Raw genomic sequence first — 16,863 nt, 5'->3', positions numbered from 1 at the left:
CTAGAACCCGCCCCGCATCCCGCCGTCCACCGGAAGCATGATGCCCGTGAGGTACGACGCGGCGGGGGAGAGCAGGAACGCGGCCGTACGGCCGAACTCCTCCGGGGCGCCGTAGCGGCGCAACGGGATGCGGGACTCGTTGGCCGCGCGGGTGGCCTCGGGGTCGGCGGACAGACCGTCGAGCTGGCGTACGCGGTCCGTGTCGATGCGGGACGGCAGCAGCCCGACGACGCGGATGCCGCGCGGGCCCAGCTCGTTCGCGAGGGACTTGGCGAAGCCGGCGAGGCCCGGACGCAGACCGTTGGAGATGGTGAGCCCGGGGATCGGCTCGTGCACCGAGCCGGAGAGCACGAAGCCGATGACCCCGCCCTCGCCGAGTTCCTCGGCGGCCGCGCGGGCCAGCCGTACCGCACCGAGGAAGACCGACTCGAACGCCACCATCCACTGTTCGTCGGTGTTGTCCGCCGCGAACCCGGGCGGCGGTCCGCCGACGCTGATCAGGATGCCGTCGAAGCCGCCGAAGTGCTCACGGGCACCGGCGATCAGCCGGGCCGGGGTCTCGGCGGCTCCGTTGTCGGCCGCGACGCCGACGGCGTTCGGGCCGAGCGCGGAGGCGGCGCCTGCCGCGGTCTCCTCGTCGCGTCCGGTGACGACCACCTTCGCGCCGTCGGCGACGAGTTCGCGCGCGGCGGCGTTGCCCAGGCCCCGGGTGGCTCCCGTGACGACGTACACACGATCCTTCAGTCCAAGATCCATGGCCTCATCCTCCCCTATCCCGGTGGTCCGGCCCCTGGTGCTTCCCCCGTCCCGTCGACGCCGAACAGGCTGAGGGCGGAGACCACCGGACCGATGTGGCTGAAGGCCCGCGGGAAGTCGCCGAGCCGGCGGCCGGCGGCCGGGTCGTACTCCTCGGACGGCAGCCCCAGGTCGTCGGTGAGGACGACCAGCCGCTCGAACAACTCGCGCGCCTCCCGCGTACGGCCCGTCATGTGCAGCGCGTCCGCGAGCCGGAACGAGCAGACGACGAAGGCGCCCTCGTCGCGCGGGAGCCCGTCGACGCCGGTCGTCGCGGCGCTGTAGCGGCGCACCAGGAAGCCGTCCGGTCGATGCGTCGGTGCACGGTGGACGGGTTCCCGACCGGGGTGACGGCCGGGGTGACGGCCGATCGGGCCGCCGGAGTGGCGTGGGCACCCGTGGCAGGGCGGGGCGGCCGGGGGCTCCCGCCGCCGCGCTACACGCCCGCCGGTTCCGCCTCCGGGGCGGTCCGCGCGGCGGCGGCCTCCGTCCGGTCGCGGCGCTCACGGCGGACGAGGACCACCCAGCCGAAGGGGACGCCCGCGGAGAAGAGCCACCACTGGATCGCGTACGCCATGTGCGGGCCGATGTCGCTGTGCTCGGGGTCCGGGATCAGCTCGGGGGAGCCGCCCTTGGGCGCCGGCGCGGTCTGCTCGACGTAGCCGCCGAGGACCTGCTTGCCGAGCCGCTGTGCCTCCTGCCCGCTGCTGATCAGCATGACCTGACGGTCGGGCAGGCCCCGCACGTTCTTGATGCCGCTGTCGGCGGTCGTCTGGTCGGCCATCAGCCGGCCGGTGACGGTGATCTCGCCCGGGGCGGGGGCCGGGATCTTCGGGAAGGCGGTCTGCGCGCCGTCCGCCGGGACCCAGCCCCGGTTGACCATGAGGACGCGGCCGTCGGCCAGGACGAACGGGGTCAGGACGTGGTAGCCGACCGCGCCGTCGGCGTTGGTGCGGCGGCGGACGACCTCTTCGTGCGCGGTGTCGAAGTGCCCCTTCGCGGTCACGCGGCGGTACAGGTCGTCGTCCCGGATCTGCCGGCCCGGCTCGGTGACGCTCTCCACGGGCACCGGCTTCGCGGCGAGCGAGTCGGAGATCACCGTGTTCAGGGCGACCTTGTGCTCGTGCCGGTGGAGCTGCCAGAAGCCCAGCTTGATCATCGTCGGGATGAGCACGAGGGCCACGAGAGTGAGGATCACCCACTGGCGGGTCAACAGGAAGCGGTACACCCCATTGACGGTACTCGGCATGATTCGGCCCCCGACGGGAGGGTCCCGCCGAGGGCCGTGCGATGCCCCCGTTCGGGGGACGGGCCGGTGCTCAGACCTTGTCGACGATCCCCGCCTTCCCCTCCGCCCGGGCACAGTGCGCGCCGCAGTACCAGTGGCCCTCGACCTCCACACCCTGGCCGATCACCTGCACGCGACAGTGCTCGCAGATCGGGGCCATCCGGTGGATGGCGCAGGAGAAGCAGTCGAAGACGTGCACAGCGCCCTGGGCGTGCACTTCGAAGGTCATTCCGTAGTCATTGCCGCATACTTCGCATCTCGCCATGCGCCACAGGGTGGGGTGCCGGGGCCGTGCGGGCGAGCGGGCGCGGGGCGAGTCGCCCGTCAATCACCCGTACGTCCGTCACCCTTCCGACGCGGGTTCGACGTCTCGCAAGAGTTGCCCGAACGCGGCCTCGTCGATCACCGGTGTCCCGAACTGTCTTGCTTTGACCACCTTTGAGGTGCCGGAGTCCGGGTCGTTGGTCACCAGCAGGCTGGTGAGCCGGGACAGGCTCGTCGCGACATGCAGTCCGGCCTCGACGGCCCGGTCCTCCAGCAGCTCGCGATCGATGGACGTGTCCCCGGAGAATGCGACCCGCATGCCCTGCTTGAGCGGTCTGTCCGCCGTGTAGCGTCCGGGGTTCGGATGGGGGCACGCGGGGCGCTTGCGGGAGGGGCGCCAACTTCCCGACGGGTAACCGCCGGACGCGTAGCCCCCGGACTGCCGTCCGATCCGCGGAGCCGCGGCGCTGTCCGACCACTCCTTGAGCGGCAGGCATTCGAGGAGCGGCAGCCGTACCCCGCCGTGCGCGGCGGCCCGCAGGCTCGGCCGGAACGCCTCGGCCAGCACGCGCGCGTCGTCCAGCGCGTGGTGCGCCCGCTGCTGGACGACACCGAAGTGCGCGGCCAGCGACTCCAGCTTGTGGTTGGGCAGCGGCAGGCCCAGCTCCTTGGAGAGCGCGATGGTGCACAGCCGGTGGCGCACAGGCGCCTCACGGTCCGCGCGCGCGTACTCCCGCGCGATCATCGACCAGTCGAAGATCGCGTTGTGCGCGACCAGCACACGGCCGTCGAGCCGGGCGGCGAACTCCTCGGCGACGTCCCTGAAGAGCGGCGCGCCTTCGAGTATCTCGCTCGTCAGGCCGTGGATCCACACCGGGCCGGGGTCCCGCTCCGGATTGACCATCGTGTACCAGTGGTCCTCGACCTCGCCGCGCGCGTCCAGCCGGTAGACGGCGGCGGAGATTATCCGGTCGTCGCGGGCCAGTCCTGTGGTCTCCACGTCGACGACCGCGTATCCCTGCGGATACGCGGCCGGCCAGGAGGCAGGGGACGCTGCGGTCGTGAGGTCTTCGAACATGGTCAATGAGGATACGGGCCGTGACTGACAGTCCCGTCCCCGCCTTCCCGGAACCGGCGCCCCCGCGGGCCCGCCACCGGGCCACCTGCCCGTGAGCCCCGCCACCGGGCACGGCGGGCCCGGCGTTGACGCGCTCGGCCCAGCGCCGCCCCCAGGTCCCCCGCCGTCAGGGCGGCCGGACCGCAGCCGTCGACCGGGCCGGGCAGCAGCCGGTGCACGGATCCGCTCGCTTCGGGCGGGGCGACACCTCCGTGCACCAGGGCGAGCAGCACATTCCTCTTCGCGGCCGTCTCGGCGGCGAGCCCCTCCGGGTCCTCGGCCGGGTACCGCCGCTCCGGGGGCTCCGGTGCCCGCACCCGGGCGGCGAAGGCCACGTCCGTCTCGCTCTCCCCGCGCGCGTAGTGCCACAGCTCGCCGCCCGACGGCGCCCGGTCGTACGGCCGGTGGTGAAGCGGGCGCACGGCGTCGCGCGTGCGCCGGTCCAGCAGGAGGCTGCCGAGCACCAGGGTCTTCGTCTCACGGACGGGGGTGTCCGCGGGCAGCCGTTCCGGAGTGGCAGGCGCGTGCGCCGGCAGCGGCTTCCTGGGGTTCGTGAAGCCGGTCGGTCCGGTCGGGGCCGGAACCCGGACGGCCGGTCGGCGCATGGCTATGGACCTTTCGTCCGTGCGGTGCAAGCGTGCTGCGCGCCCCAGCAGGTAGCGCCGACGAAGGGCGGTACGGACATGGCTCGAGTCAGGTACGGCGCGCGGACCGAGGCGGAGATCGCCGCCTCGCGCGCCGCGAGCTCCAAGCTCCCCGACATCTGGTCCACCGGTGTGGTGGCCGTCTGGGAGAGCGACCCGGACGCGGTCGCGGCGGTCCTGCCCCCGCCGCTGAAGCCCACAACGAGGCCCCTGGTGCGGGTCAGCGTCAGCAAGGTCGATCTGCCCGGATATCCGCTGGGCGCGGGCTCGTTCGCCGTGGCGGCCGCGCACGACGACGTCGAGGGCTGGTATCCGCTCGTCATGCCGATGACCCACGAGCGGGCCCTGACCGGCGGCCGTGAGGTCTTCGGGGAGCCCAAGAAGCTCGGCGAGGTGACCGTAGAGCGCGACGGTCTCGTCGTGCGCGGGGTGCTCGCCCGGCACGGCATCGCCTTCGTCGAGGTGCGCGGCGCGGTCAGCGGGACCCTGCCGCTGCCCGAGCCCTCCCAGAAGACCGACTTCTACTTCAAGTTCCTTCCCGCGGTGGATGGTTCGGGCTTCGACGCCGACCCGGTCCTCGTGCACTGCGTGCGCAACGAGAAGGTCCGCAGGCTGGAGCGCGTCACCGGGGACGTCGTCCTGCGCGAGTCGATGTACGACCCGGTAGCCGATCTGCCCGTACGCAGGCTGCTGGAGATCACCATCGGCGAGAAGACCACCGACCAGAGGGGCAGGGTTGCCGAACGCGTCAGCGCGCAGGCCCTGTTGCCGTACATCCACCAGCGCTACGACGATCCGCGGCAGATCCTCGACGGGCCGCCCGAGGGAAGCGTCTGATGGAACTGCGCGCGGGGCAGGTCGCCGTGGTCACCGGCGCGGCGAGTGGCATCGGGCTCGCCATGGCACGGCGGTTCGCGGCGGACGGACTGAGGGTGGTCCTCGCCGACGTCGAGGAGGGCGCGCTGGAGAAGGCCGCCGGGGAGCTGCGCGAGGACGGCGCCGACGTCCACGCGCGCGTGGTGGACGTGGGCGAGCGCTCGGAAGTCGTCGCGCTCGCCGAGGACGTGTACGGCACCTACGGGGCTGTGCACGTCCTGTGCAACAACGCCGGTGTCGGCTCCGGCGCCGAGGGCCGGATGTGGGAGCACGACCCGAACGACTGGAAGTGGGCCTTCGCCGTCAACGTGTGGGGCGTCTTCCACGGCATCCAGGCGTTCGTGCCCCGGATGCTCGCCGGGGGCGAGCCCGGCCACGTCGTCAACACCTCGTCCGGTGACGGCGGCATCGCCCCGCTGCCCACCGCCTCCGTGTACGCCGTCACCAAGGCGGCCGTGGTGACGATGACCGAGTCGCTGTACGCGCATCTGAAGGCGGAGCACGCGCGCGTGGGCGCCTCCGTGCTGTTCCCCGGACCGCACATGCTCCGCACGGGCCTGTGGGAGTCGCACCGCAACCGGCCCGCGCGGTACGCGAAGGAGCGGCCCCGCAGGACCCCTTACCGCAGCCTCGGCCAGTGGGAGGCCGCGATGAACGAGGCGGGCCACGAGGTGCGGTTCACCCCTGTCGAGGAGGTCGCCGACCTTGTCGCCGAGGGGATCCGCGAGAGCCGCTTCTGGCTGCTGCCCGAGAGCGAGCACAGCGACCGGCAGATCCGGGCGCGGTCGCGGTCGATGCTCGAGCGGGCGAATCCGTCGTACCTGGAAAGTTTCATCCTCGACTGAGGGGGCGCGGTGACCGAACAGGACCCGTATCTGATCATCTCCTCCGACTGCCACGCCGGACTTCCCACCGAGGAGTACCGGCCCTATCTGGACTCCCGGTTCCACCGGGACTTCGACGAGTTCCTCGCGGGCCAGGGCCGGCGCCGCGAGGAGATGAACCGTCTCGGCATCCGCAACGAGGCGTTCGCCGACAAGTGGTTCCAGGACAACGAGGAAGGCCTGCGCGGCGGTTGGGACACCGCCCAGCGCCTGAAGGAACTGGACGGTGATGGGGTGGCGGCCGAGGTCGTCTTCCCCGACGCGGACGCCGTGGACAGCCGCACCGCGGCCCCCTTCGGCGTGGGCCTCGGCCTCTCCGGCGACCAGGACCCGGAACTCGGCATGGCGGGCGCGCAGGCCCACAACCGCTGGCTCGCCGACTTCGTCTCCGAACACCCCGAACGGCACTGCGGGGTCGCCCTGCTGCCGGTCACAGGGGAGACGGGCAGAGTCGTCGCCGAGGTGTACCGCGCCAAGGAGTCGGGCCTCGGCGCCCTGATGATCCCCTCCATGTGGGTCGACAAGGAGCCCTACCATGACCGCCGTTACGACCCCGTGTGGGCGGCGGCCGCCGAGTGCGCGATGCCCGTGCTCACCCACTCCGGCGCGGCGCCGCGCCACGAGTACGGCGACCACCTGGGGATCTACGTCTCCGAAGTCACCTGGTGGCCCGCGCGCCCCCTGTGGTTCCTGCTCTGGTCGGGAGCCTTCGAGCGGCACCCCGGACTCCGGTTCGGTGTCGCCGAGTCGGGCTGCTGGTGGCTGCCCAACCTGCTGTGGTTCATGGACCGGCTGTACCTGGGCGCGCACGGCGGCAAGAAGCTGTCGCCCTTCGCCGAGCTGAAGCGGCCCCCGCACGCGTACCTGGACCGGCAGGTCTTCGTCTGCGCGACCAACACCAAGCGCCGCGAACTCGCCCAGCGCTACGAGATCGGCGTCGACAACATCCTGTGGGGCAGTGACTTCCCGCACCCCGAGGGCACCTGGCCCGACACCCGGGCCTGGCTGGCCAGGACCTTCCACGACATCCCGGTGGCGGAGACCCGCCGCATGCTCGGCCTCTCGGCGGCCGAGGTGTTCGGCTTCGACGTCGCCGAACTGGCCCCGATCGCCCGGCGGATCGGTCCGACCCCGGCCGAACTGGGCCAGGGGGAGGACCAGCCGGCGGTCGAGGCGTCCTGGGCGCGCTCGCGCGAGGTGGGCCGCCACTGGCTGACGGACCACGACTTCCCCGTACTGGGAGTGAGCCCGTGAGCGCCTGGGAGCCCGTGACCGCCGGGGAGCGAACGACCGCCGGAGACCGACTGGCCGCCGTGGAGCGCGCGAGCGCCGGGGGCCGTGCGGGCGCCGGAGACCGTGCCGGTGCCGAGGAGCGCTACACCGTCATCTCCGCCGACTGCCACGCGGGCGCCGATCTCCTCGACTACAAGCCGTACCTGGAGCGCCGGTACCACGACGACTTCGACGCCTGGGCGGCCGACTACGTCAACCCGTACGAGGACCTGCTCGCCGACACCGCCGACCGGAACTGGAACTCCGGGCGGCGCCTCGCGGAGCTGGAGGAGGACGGCATCGTCGCGGAGGTGGTCTTCCCGAACACCATCCCGCCGTTCTTCCCGTCGGCCTCCCTCATGGCACCGGCCCCGACGGCGACGGAGTTCGAGCGGCGCTGGGCGGGGCTGCGGGCCCACAACCGCTGGCTCGCCGACTTCTGCGCGGCGGCGCCCGGCCGGCGCGCGGGCGTCTTCCAGATCCTCCTGAACGACGTCGACGCGGCGGTCGAGGAGATCCACCGCTCGGCGGACGCGGGCCTGAGGGGCGGGCTGCTGCTGCCCGGTACGCCCCCGGGTTCGGGTCTGCCGGAGCTGTACTCGGGGGCGTACGACCCGATCTGGGCCGCCTGCGCCGAGCTGGGTGTACCGGTGAACCACCACGCGGGCTCCGCCTCGCCGCCGCTCGGGGACGAACCGGCGGCCCGCGCGGTCTTCATGGTGGAGACGACCTGGTTCTCGCACCGGGCGCTGTGGCACCTGGTGTTCGGCGGCGCGTTCCGCCGGCACCCCGGCCTGAGACTGGTGCTGACCGAGCAGGGATCGGGCTGGATCCCCGGGGTGCTCGACATGCTGGACTACTACCACGGGCGGCTCGTCGCGGCGGCGGGCAGGGCGTCGACGGCCGAGTCGAAGTTCGGCGCGGGGCTGGCCGCGACGATGGGCGAGCGCCCCTCCGAGGTCTGGCGCGAGAACTGCTTCGTCGGCGCCAGTTTCATGCGCCCCCACGAGGTGCCGCTGCGCGACCGCATCGGCCTCGACAAGATCATGTGGGGCAGCGACTACCCGCACGACGAAGGCACCCATCCCTACACCCGCGAGGGCCTGCGCATCGCCTACGCGGGCCTGCCGCGCGCCGAGATCGCCGCCATGGTCGGCGGCAACGCGGCCCGCGTCTACGGGTTCGACCTGGCGTACCTCGACGAGATCGCCGCCAAGGCCGGTCCCACGGTGGCCGAGATCGCCGAACCGCTGGACACCCCGCCCTCCGACGCGACGAGCCCGGTGTTCGCGAGAGGAGGCTCGGTGCGCGTGTGGTGAACCCGGGGATCTTGGCGGAGATGGCCGAGAAGTAAGCGCGTACCGCGGGTAATACTTGTTGGTAACAGCCTCTGTACGCGGCCGACCAGCGCATCTACGGTTCACCCATGCCGAATCTGCCCGATGTCGTGCTGTTGTCGATCCCCGCCTTCGTCCTCCTCGCCGTGATCGAGATGATCAGCGTCCGGATCCATCCGGACGAGGACGCCGCGGGGTACGGGACGAAGGACGCCGCGACGAGCCTCGGCATGGGACTCGGCAGCCTCCTCTTCGACTTCCTGTGGAAGTTCCCGATCGTCGCCGTCTACAGCGCGGTCTACGCACTGACGCCGCTGCGGGTGCCCGTCCTGTGGTGGACGATCCCGCTGATGCTGCTCGCGCAGGACTTCTTCTACTACTGGTCCCACCGCGGCCACCACGTGATCCGCCTCCTGTGGGCCTGCCACGTCGTGCACCACTCCAGCAGGAAGTTCAACCTCACCACCGCGTTGCGCCAGCCCTGGACGGGCTGGACGTCGTGGCCCTTCTACCTCCCGATGATCGCCCTCGGGGTGCACCCGGCCGCGCTCGCGTTCTGCTCGTCGGTGAGTCTCGTGTACCAGTTCTGGATCCACACCGAGCGCATCGACAAGATGCCCCGCTGGTTCGAGTTCGCCCTCAACACGCCCTCCCACCACCGCGTCCACCACGCCTCCCAGGGCGGCTACCTGGACCGCAACTTCGGCGGCATCCTCATCGTCTGGGACCGGCTCTTCGGATCGTTCGTCGCGGAGACCGAACGGCCCGTCTACGGGCTCACCAAGAACATCTCCACGTACAACCCGCTGCGCGTGGCCACCCACGAGTACACCGCCATCGCCCGCGACGTGCGGGCGGCGGCGAACTGGCGCGAGCGCGCCGGACGGCTCCTCGGCGGCCCCGGCTGGCAGCCCGCGCCGACGGCCACCGCCCAGGCCACCGCCCCGGCCCAGGCCCCGGCTACGGAACCCGTCGCGTGAGCCCCCGTACCCCACGCGTCCTGCTCGTCTGCTTCGCGCTGGCGGCGGCCGTCGACCTCGCCTCGCTGCTCGCCGGTGCCGACCCCGGGCACCGGATCGCCAAGGCGCTCCTGATGCCGCTGCTCGCCGCGTACGCCGGTGTGCGCGGCGCGCCCCGGCTGCTCCTCGCGGCCCTGCTCCTCGGCTGGTGCGGCGACCTGGCCCTGCTCTCCGACGCCGACCCCGCCTTCCTGGCCGGCATGGCCTCCTTCGCGGCCGGGCACGTGTGCTACCTCGTGCTCTTCTCCCGGACGCCACGCGTGCGGGACGCACGGCTCGTCGGCGCGTACGTCACCGCTCTCGTCGCCCTCGTCGTGCTGCTGTGGCCCGGTCTGCCGGCCGGCCTGCGCGTCCCCGTCGCCGGGTACAGCCTGCTGCTGACCGCGATGGCGTACGGGGCCACGCGCCTCGGGCCGCCCGCGGCGCTCGGCGGCGCTCTCTTCATGCTCTCGGACACCCTGATCGCCACCGGAGTCGCCGACTGGCCGCAGCTTCCGAAGGTGGCCTTCTGGATCATGCTCACGTACATCGCGGCCCAGTTCCTGCTGGTCCGAGGCGTGCTGGGCCCCCTCGCCGCGCGTCCCGCGCGCGGGGCGGCGTACGGTGAGATGCGCTCAACCACCCCCTGAGCGCATCTCACCCACGCTCCGCAACGAGAAGGATCCTCGCCATGCGCGCCACCACCATCCACGCCCCGTACGACATGCGTGTGGAGGAGGTGCCGGAGCCCATGGTGCAGCTGCCCACCGACGCGATCGTGCGGGTGCTGCGTTCCTGCATCTGCGGCAGCGACCTGTGGGCGTACCGGGGCGAGGCGGCCCGGCAGCCGGGCCAGCGGATCGGGCACGAGTTCCTCGGCGTCGTCGAGGAGACGGGCTCCGAGGTGACCGGCGTCCGGCGCGGCGACCTGGTCGTCGCCCCGTTCATGTGGTCCGACGGCGTGTGCGACTACTGCCGGGACGGACTCACCACCTCGTGCGTGCACGGCGGCTTCTGGGGTTCCGTCGGCTACGACGGCGGCCAGGGCGAGGCCGTGCGCGTCCCCTTCGCCGACGGCACCCTCGTACAGCTCCCCAAGGAGGCGGCCTCCGACGACCACCTGCTGACCGCGCTGCTGACGCTCTCCGACGTCCTCGGCACCGGTCACCACGCGGCCCTCGGCGCCGGTGTCCGCAAGGGCTCGACCGTCGCCGTCGTGGGCGACGGGGCCGTCGGACTGTGCGCCGTGCTCGCGGCCAAGCGGCTCGGCGCGGAGCGGATCATCGCGCTCGGCCGTCACCAGGTCCGCACCGACATCGCGCGCCGCTTCGGCGCCACGGACGTCGTCGCCGAGCGCGGCGAAGCGGCCGTCGCGGCCGTCCGCGAACTGACCCGGGGCCAGGGCGCGATGTGCGTCGTCGAGGCGGTCGGCACCGAGCAGTCCATGAGCACGGCGGTGAACATCACCCGCGACGGCGGCGCCATCGGCTTCGTCGGAGTGCCCCACGGCAGCGGTACGGGCCTCGACCTGGGCGTCATGTTCGACCGGAACATCGCCCTGCGCGGCGGGGTCGCCCCGGTGCGCGCGTACATCCCCGAGCTGCTGCCCGACGTCCTCGACGGCACCGTGGACCCCTCGCCGGTCTTCGACATGACCGTCGGCCTGGACCGCGTGCCCGAGGGCTACAAGGCGATGGACGAACGGACCGCGCTGAAGGTTCTTGTCACGGCCTGACCCGCACGGGAACGCAGGCGCCGGGCGGGTGCTCCGCCCGGCGCCGCGGTCTCTCAGGTCCAGCGGGCCGTGTCCGTGCCCCAACGGCCCGGCGGACGTGACCAGTCGGTGGGCCCGCCCGCGAAGGAGACCGGGGGCAGGGCATGTCCGAGAAGGCCGACGGGGCCGGCCCGCTCCGACAGCCAGGCGTCGGGACGGTCGTACGGTTCCGCCACCGAGAGGTCCGCCGGCACGCCGGGTCCTTCCTCCCGCCCGATCCCGTCCGTCAGCCACATCGCCGTGCGCGCCAGCGCCAGTCGTATGACGCATCCGTGGCCCCGCTCCGCCCGCTCGGTCAGCGCGCGCAGGACGGCCGCCGCCAGCAGATACCCGGTGCCGTGGTCGAGGGCCTGCGCCGGCAGCGCGCCCGGCCGCTCCGGCGATCCCTCGGTCACCGCGATCCCGGTGGCCACCTGCACCAGGCTGTCGAATCCCCGCCGGCCGCCCCAGGGCCCGTACGCCCCCCACGCCGACACCTGAGCCACCACCAGGCCAGGGTCGCGCTCGGCCAGCGCCTCGGGGGAGAGGCCGAAGCGGTCCAGCGCGCCGGGCCGGTACCCGGTGACGACCACGTCCGCCGACGCCAGCAGCTCATCGAGGGTGCGGTGGCCGGCCGCCAGGTCCAGCAGCGTCGAGCGCTTGCCGAAGCCCGTGTCCGCGTGCGTGTCCGGGTCCTCGGGCAGCCGCGGCGCGTCCACGCGCAGCACGTCGGCCCCCAGCAGGGCGAGGGTGCGGGTGGCGACCGGGCCCGCGATGACCCGGGTCAGATCCAGGACGCGCACCCCGGCGGCGGGCAGCAGCGGGCCGCCGCCGGACAACGGCCCGAGCCCCCGCCCGCGCCGGCCGCCCGGTTCGTCCTGCCCGGCTGACGCGCGGGCGCCCACCGGTCCGCCCTGCCCGGCGGGCCCGCCCCACTCGACCAGCGGGTGCTCCGCCAGCGCGAGGCCCTGGGCGTGGGCCGACCACTCCTTCGCTGTGCGCAGCGCGACGGCGAGCCCGCCGGCGTCGTACACGCTCTCCTCGATCTCCCGCGCGGACCGCCCGGCGAGCAGCGCGGCCACGTCCTCGGCGCTCGCGTCGTCCGGCGCGCCCAGCGCGTCCAGCAGCCTGGCCCGGTGATGCGGATAGTTCGCGTGCGTCCGCACCCAGCCGTCCGCCGTCCGCCAGAACCGGGACAGCGGGGCGAAGTTCACGGGAGCGCGCCCGTCGATCCGCAGATGCCGCTCGCTGACGAAGGCCGTGGCGACGGCGCCGTCGTCCACGCTCACCCGTGGCACCCGCGCGAGCCCGGCCCGCCGGGCCCCCAGCTCGGCGGCCGCCAGCGCGCAGGCGCCCACGCAGGCGCGCGCCAACTCACTTACGGGCAGGGCGGCTTCCAGAGCCCCCGCCCGCGCCACGGTCGAAACCCCGGGGAGCAGTGCCGGGTCTCCGCCCAGCTCTTCCCACACAGCGGCCATCGGTGCATGCGTCATACCGGCACTATGCAGCGTGGACGCGATCAACACGGGAGGCGGCCCCGACGGCGTGGCCCCGGCCGCCGCACAGGGCGGCGCCGGGGCCACGAAGGGTTTCGGCAGGCGCTACTTGACGGCCCGCAGGGCGTTGACGATCCCGGCTCCGTAGAAGCCGTTCACGCGCTTGCCGCCCACGCAGGTCGCGTCGACGACGCCGTCGCCGTTCCCGTCGTACGGCTCGGCCGGGCAACCCGGGTTGTCCGCCTGGACCTTGAGGAGGAGCTGGAGCTGAGCGGGCGTGGCCCAGGGGTACTTGGACTTCAGGAGCGCGGCCACGCCGGCGACGTGCGGGGTCGCCATCGAGGTGCCCTGGAGGTAGGCGTACTGGTTGTTCGGCATCGTGGAAAGGATGCGTCCGTTCTTCGACGGCGTGTCCGGGATCTGGTACCGGTCGCCGCCGGGCGCCGCGACGTCGATGACGCCGTCGCCGTAGCTGGAGAAGTACGACTTGGCGCCCTTGACGCCGGTCGAGGAGACCGTGACGACACCGGGCAACTGGGTCGGGATGTCGAAGCACTTGTGCGGGTCGACCGTCCGTGTCGTGGCGGTCGAGTCGTCGGGGCTGGACGCGTCGGTGAGCGCGTCCGAGTCGAGGTCGTCGTTGGAGTTGCCCGCCGCGGCGACGTTCAGCGTGCCCTTCTTCTGGGCGTACAGCTGGGCGCGGTTGACGGCGTCGACGATGGCCTTCTGGTCGGGGTCGTCGAGGCAGTTGTACAGCCACGGGTCCACGTAGTAGCTGTTGTTGGTGATCTCGACGCCGTGGTCGGCGGCGAACACGAAGGCGCACACGACGCTCTCCGGGAAGAACAGCTGGGTGGAGTCGGGCTCGGCGACGGTGATGCCGGATACCTTCACGCCCGGCGCGACACCCGCGACGCCCACGCCGTTGCGGGCCGCCGCGATCTCTCCCGCGACATGCGTGCCGTGATAGTGGTCGGCGTCCGCCGGGCGCCAGGAACCGTACGTCGTGTCCGGCTTGCCGCCCACGCAGTTCGCGGACTGCGAGGCGGAGAAGTTCGGCGCGATGTCGGGGTGTGTGTCGTCGACGCCGACGTCGATCACCGCGACGGTCACCTTCTTGCTGCCCGGGTTGATCGTGGCCGCCTTGTCGGCGCCTATCGCGCGCAGATCCCACTGGTCGGCCTCGAGGGGCTCCTGGCCCGCGTCGGCGCTCTTCGTGACCTTGGCGGCCTCGGCGGCGGACAGCACCTGCGCCGCGCCCTCGTCCGTCGTGCCCGCGGCCTTCAGTGGCGAGGTGCGGGTGGCACCCGCCGACTGCACTCCGCGTACCGTCCGGATCTGCCGGCCGAAGTCCGGGTTCGCGGAGTGGACGACGATCACGCCGATCTGCTCGTACGCGATGACGACACTGCCGCCGGCCGCGCCGATCGCCCGTCTCACCGACTCGATCGTGCGGTGGTCCGTCGTCGTGTTGACCACATACGAGAGGTTCGGCCCGTCCGCGGTCGTCGCGGCGGACGTGCCGAGAGGTGTGGCCGACGCGACGCCCGGCAGGAAGCCGAGCGAGGCGGTGAGCGACAGAACGACCGGCACGGCGAGTGCGAGACGGTGTCGGGAACGCAGATGAGCCATGGGATCTCCACATCATCCGGAGAACGGAGCTGCCCGAACACGGATGGTGCTCGGGCAGGTACATGACGGAACAGTGCAGGCTGAAGCTATCTCCCCGCCGACCGGGCCAGCAATGACTTCCGGCGACAACTTCTGAAAGAAGCGGGGCGAGTTGAACCGGTCCACGCGTGGCGCCGTGACCTTGGGCAGGGAGCCCGTGGACGATCGAGCCCCCCGCTCTGATCACGGAAAGGATGTGTTCGACAGCGGTCCGTCACGTGACGCATGCCGATGTGAGGTCGAAGTCCCATGTCCCTGCCCGAACAGTCCCCGTCCGCGAGCCCCGACCTGCCCCCGCCCACCGTCGTAACCGCACCCGCAACGCGAGGAGACACCGTGGCCACCGACGCACCACCACCCGCGCGGGCCGGAGCCCAGCTCCCGTCCACAGAACAGTTCGTCGAGATGCAGGAAAGCGCCGAATTCGGTGAACTCCGCAGCTCCCACCGCTCCTTCGCCTTCCCGCTGACCGTCGGGTTCATCGTCTGGTACCTGCTGTACGTGCTGCTCTCGAACTACGCGGGCGGCTTCATGGGCACCAAGCTGTTCGGCAACGTCAACGTCGCCCTGGTGCTCGGCCTCGCCCAGTTCCTCACCACGTTCCTCATCGCCTGGTGGTACTCCCGGCACGCGGCCACTCAACTGGACCCCAAGGCCGACGCCATCAAGTCCCGGATGGAGGGCGGCGCATGAGCCCCGTACAGACCACCGCGCACACGACCGTGCTGGCCGCGGGCGAGGCGAGCGAACACCGCCCGCTGATCATCACCCTGTTCGCGGTGTTCGTCGCCGCGACCCTCGTCATCACCGTCTGGGCCGGCCGCCAGACCAAGGACGCCGCCGACTTCTACGCGGGCGGACGCCAGTTCACCGGTTTCCAGAACGGACTCGCCGTCTCCGGCGACTACATGTCCGCCGCGTCCTTCCTCGGCATCGCCGGCGCGATCGCCCTCTTCGGCTACGACGGCTTCCTCTACTCCATCGGCTTCCTGGTCGCCTGGCTGGTCGCCCTGCTCCTGGTCGCCGAACCCCTGCGCAACTCCGGCCGTTACACGATGGGCGACGTCCTCGCCTACCGCATGCGCCAGCGCCCCGTCCGTACGGCCGCAGGTACCTCCACCATCGTCGTCTCGATCTTCTACCTGCTGGCCCAGATGGCGGGCGCGGGCGTCCTCGTCTCGCTGCTCCTCGGGATCACCAGCGACGGCGGCAAGATCGGCATCGTCGCGCTCGTCGGCGTCCTGATGATCGTGTACGTCACCATCGGCGGCATGAAGGGCACCACCTGGGTGCAGATGGTCAAGGCGGTCCTGCTCATCGCAGGCGCCGTGCTGCTCACCTTCCTGGTGCTGCTGAAGTTCCACTTCAACATCTCCGACCTGCTCGGCAGTGCCGCCGAGAACAGCGGCAAGGGCACGCCCTTCCTGGAACCCGGGCTCAAGTACGGCGCCACCTCCACCACGAAGCTGGACTTCATCTCCCTCGGCATGGCGCTGGTCCTCGGCACCGCGGGCCTGCCGCACATCCTGATCCGTTTCTACACCGTGCCCACCGCCAAGACCGCGCGGAAGTCCGTCAACTGGGCGATCGGCCTCATCGGCGCCTTCTACCTGATGACCCTCGCCCTCGGCTTCGGCGCCGCCGCGCTGATCAAGCCGGACGAGATCATCGCCTCCAACAAGGCGGGCAACACGGCGGCACCCCTGCTCGCCCTGCACCTCGGCGGCGTGGACTCCAGCTGGGGCGCGATCCTGCTCGCCACCATCTCCGCCGTCGCCTTCGCCACGATCCTCGCGGTCGTCGCGGGGCTGACGCTCGCCTCGTCCTCCTCCTTCGCGCACGACATCTACGCGAACGTGATCAAGAGGGGGCAGGCGTCGGAGAAGGAGGAGATGAAGGCCGCCCGGTACGCGACGGTCGGCATCGGCGCCGTGTCCATCCTGCTCGGCGCCCTCGCCCGCGACCTCAACGTCGCCGGCCTGGTCGCCCTCGCCTTCGCGGTCGCGGCCTCCGCCAACCTGCCGACGATCCTCTACAGCCTCTTCTGGAAGAAGTTCACCACCTCGGGCGCGCTCTGGTCGATCTACGGCGGTCTGGTCACCGCGGTCGGCCTGGTGCTGTTCTCCCCTGTCGTCTCGGGCAAGCCCACCTCGATGTTCCCGGACGTCGACTTCCACTGGTTCCCGCTGGAGAACCCGGGCCTCATTTCCATCCCGGTCGGCTTCCTGCTGGGCTGGCTGGGGACCACCCTGTCCAAGGAGAAGCCGGACGCCGGCAAGTACGCCGAGCTGGAGGTCCGCTCCCTCACCGGCACCGGAGCGCACTAGCCACCGCTCGGACACCGGCATCGCGCGGGCCCGTCGTAGGCCACCGGTGATCACCACTGGTAGGTCCCTACGACGGGCCCGCGCCGCGTCTCGTGGGATCGGGCCACTGTCGTCGTCAGTCCTGTCACGTAGGCTCACAGG

At 72.0% G+C, this 16,863-nt stretch carries 16 protein-coding genes and 1 pseudogene; 9 read left to right on the top strand and 8 right to left on the bottom strand.

What is annotated here, in order from left to right; all coding sequences use genetic code 11:
* The 6 genes and pseudogenes from OG410_RS10795 to OG410_RS10770 form a co-directional block, all read right to left on the bottom strand.
* The gene (locus tag OG410_RS10795; RefSeq protein WP_329298915.1) at positions 1-756 is read right to left on the bottom strand and encodes an SDR family oxidoreductase; all 756 of its coding nucleotides are present in this window, start codon (positions 754-756) and stop codon (positions 1-3) included.
* Between the two features lie 14 nt (positions 757-770).
* Positions 771-1,100 (bottom strand): annotated as a pseudogene (locus tag OG410_RS10790) (glycoside hydrolase family 15 protein); the annotation flags it as partial.
* A 131-nt stretch (positions 1,101-1,231) separates the two neighbouring features.
* Positions 1,232-2,023: an SURF1 family cytochrome oxidase biogenesis protein gene (locus tag OG410_RS10785; RefSeq protein ID WP_329298914.1), complete on the bottom strand. Its 792-nt coding sequence runs from the start codon at positions 2,021-2,023 to the stop codon at positions 1,232-1,234.
* 91 nt (positions 2,024-2,114) lie between these two features.
* Positions 2,115-2,348, bottom strand: a complete 234-nt coding sequence (locus OG410_RS10780; protein ID WP_078943477.1) for a hypothetical protein — start codon at positions 2,346-2,348, stop codon at positions 2,115-2,117.
* Between the two features lie 78 nt (positions 2,349-2,426).
* The gene (locus tag OG410_RS10775) at positions 2,427-3,425 is read right to left on the bottom strand and encodes a DEDDh family exonuclease (RefSeq protein ID WP_329298913.1); all 999 of its coding nucleotides are present in this window, start codon (positions 3,423-3,425) and stop codon (positions 2,427-2,429) included.
* A 2-nt stretch (positions 3,426-3,427) separates the two neighbouring features.
* Positions 3,428-4,069 (bottom strand): hypothetical protein, encoded by a 642-nt coding sequence (locus OG410_RS10770; RefSeq protein ID WP_329298912.1) that lies wholly within the window; start codon positions 4,067-4,069, stop codon positions 3,428-3,430.
* A 78-nt stretch (positions 4,070-4,147) separates the two neighbouring features.
* Between OG410_RS10770 and OG410_RS10765 the strand changes: the two genes are divergently transcribed.
* From OG410_RS10765 to OG410_RS10735, 7 genes are all read left to right on the top strand, one after another.
* On the top strand, positions 4,148-4,945 hold the full coding sequence (locus OG410_RS10765) for an acetoacetate decarboxylase family protein (RefSeq protein ID WP_329298911.1): 798 nt from the start codon (positions 4,148-4,150) through the stop codon (positions 4,943-4,945).
* Positions 4,945-5,829 carry an SDR family NAD(P)-dependent oxidoreductase gene (locus OG410_RS10760; protein WP_329298910.1) on the top strand — a complete coding sequence of 295 codons (885 nt, stop codon included), beginning with the start codon at positions 4,945-4,947 and terminating at the stop codon, positions 5,827-5,829. Before OG410_RS10765 ends, OG410_RS10760 begins: the two co-directional genes overlap by 1 nt.
* A gap of 9 nt (positions 5,830-5,838) precedes the next feature.
* Positions 5,839-7,122 carry an amidohydrolase family protein gene (locus OG410_RS10755; RefSeq protein ID WP_329298909.1) on the top strand — a complete coding sequence of 428 codons (1,284 nt, stop codon included), beginning with the start codon at positions 5,839-5,841 and terminating at the stop codon, positions 7,120-7,122.
* Between the two features lie 59 nt (positions 7,123-7,181).
* Entirely contained in the window at positions 7,182-8,459 is a 1,278-nt protein-coding gene (locus tag OG410_RS10750) for an amidohydrolase family protein (protein WP_443063880.1), read from the top strand.
* A 107-nt stretch (positions 8,460-8,566) separates the two neighbouring features.
* Complete coding sequence (locus tag OG410_RS10745) at positions 8,567-9,457, top strand: sterol desaturase family protein (RefSeq protein ID WP_329298908.1); 891 nt, start codon at positions 8,567-8,569, stop codon at positions 9,455-9,457.
* Positions 9,454-10,125, top strand: coding sequence for a lysoplasmalogenase (locus OG410_RS10740; protein WP_329298907.1), 672 nt, complete (start codon positions 9,454-9,456; stop codon positions 10,123-10,125). Before OG410_RS10745 ends, OG410_RS10740 begins: the two co-directional genes overlap by 4 nt.
* A 41-nt stretch (positions 10,126-10,166) precedes the next feature.
* Positions 10,167-11,210, top strand: coding sequence for a zinc-dependent alcohol dehydrogenase family protein (locus OG410_RS10735; RefSeq protein ID WP_329298906.1), 1,044 nt, complete (start codon positions 10,167-10,169; stop codon positions 11,208-11,210).
* Positions 11,211-11,263: 53 nt separating this feature from the next.
* Here the strand turns inward: OG410_RS10735 and OG410_RS10730 are convergent, their stop codons facing one another.
* The gene (locus OG410_RS10730) at positions 11,264-12,721 is read right to left on the bottom strand and encodes a CoA transferase (RefSeq protein WP_329298905.1); all 1,458 of its coding nucleotides are present in this window, start codon (positions 12,719-12,721) and stop codon (positions 11,264-11,266) included.
* A gap of 108 nt (positions 12,722-12,829) precedes the next feature.
* Positions 12,830-14,356, bottom strand: a complete 1,527-nt coding sequence (locus OG410_RS10725; RefSeq protein ID WP_329298904.1) for a S8 family serine peptidase — start codon at positions 14,354-14,356, stop codon at positions 12,830-12,832.
* 375 nt (positions 14,357-14,731) lie between these two features.
* Here OG410_RS10725 and OG410_RS10720 point away from each other — a divergent pair, with 375 nt between their 5' ends.
* Positions 14,732-15,088 (top strand): DUF485 domain-containing protein, encoded by a 357-nt coding sequence (locus OG410_RS10720; protein WP_329298903.1) that lies wholly within the window; start codon positions 14,732-14,734, stop codon positions 15,086-15,088.
* Positions 15,085-16,722 carry a solute symporter family protein gene (locus tag OG410_RS10715; RefSeq protein WP_329298902.1) on the top strand — a complete coding sequence of 546 codons (1,638 nt, stop codon included), beginning with the start codon at positions 15,085-15,087 and terminating at the stop codon, positions 16,720-16,722. The genes OG410_RS10720 and OG410_RS10715 overlap by 4 nt, the downstream gene beginning before the upstream one ends.
* Positions 16,723-16,863 lie beyond the last annotated feature (141 nt).

Origin of the sequence: Streptomyces sp. NBC_00659, assembly GCF_036226925.1 — a bacterium.
In the GTDB taxonomy this organism is placed as follows: domain Bacteria; phylum Actinomycetota; class Actinomycetes; order Streptomycetales; family Streptomycetaceae; genus Streptomyces.
The sequence above is the reverse complement of the archived record's forward strand: the minus strand, read 5'-3'. Positions and strand labels throughout refer to the sequence as shown.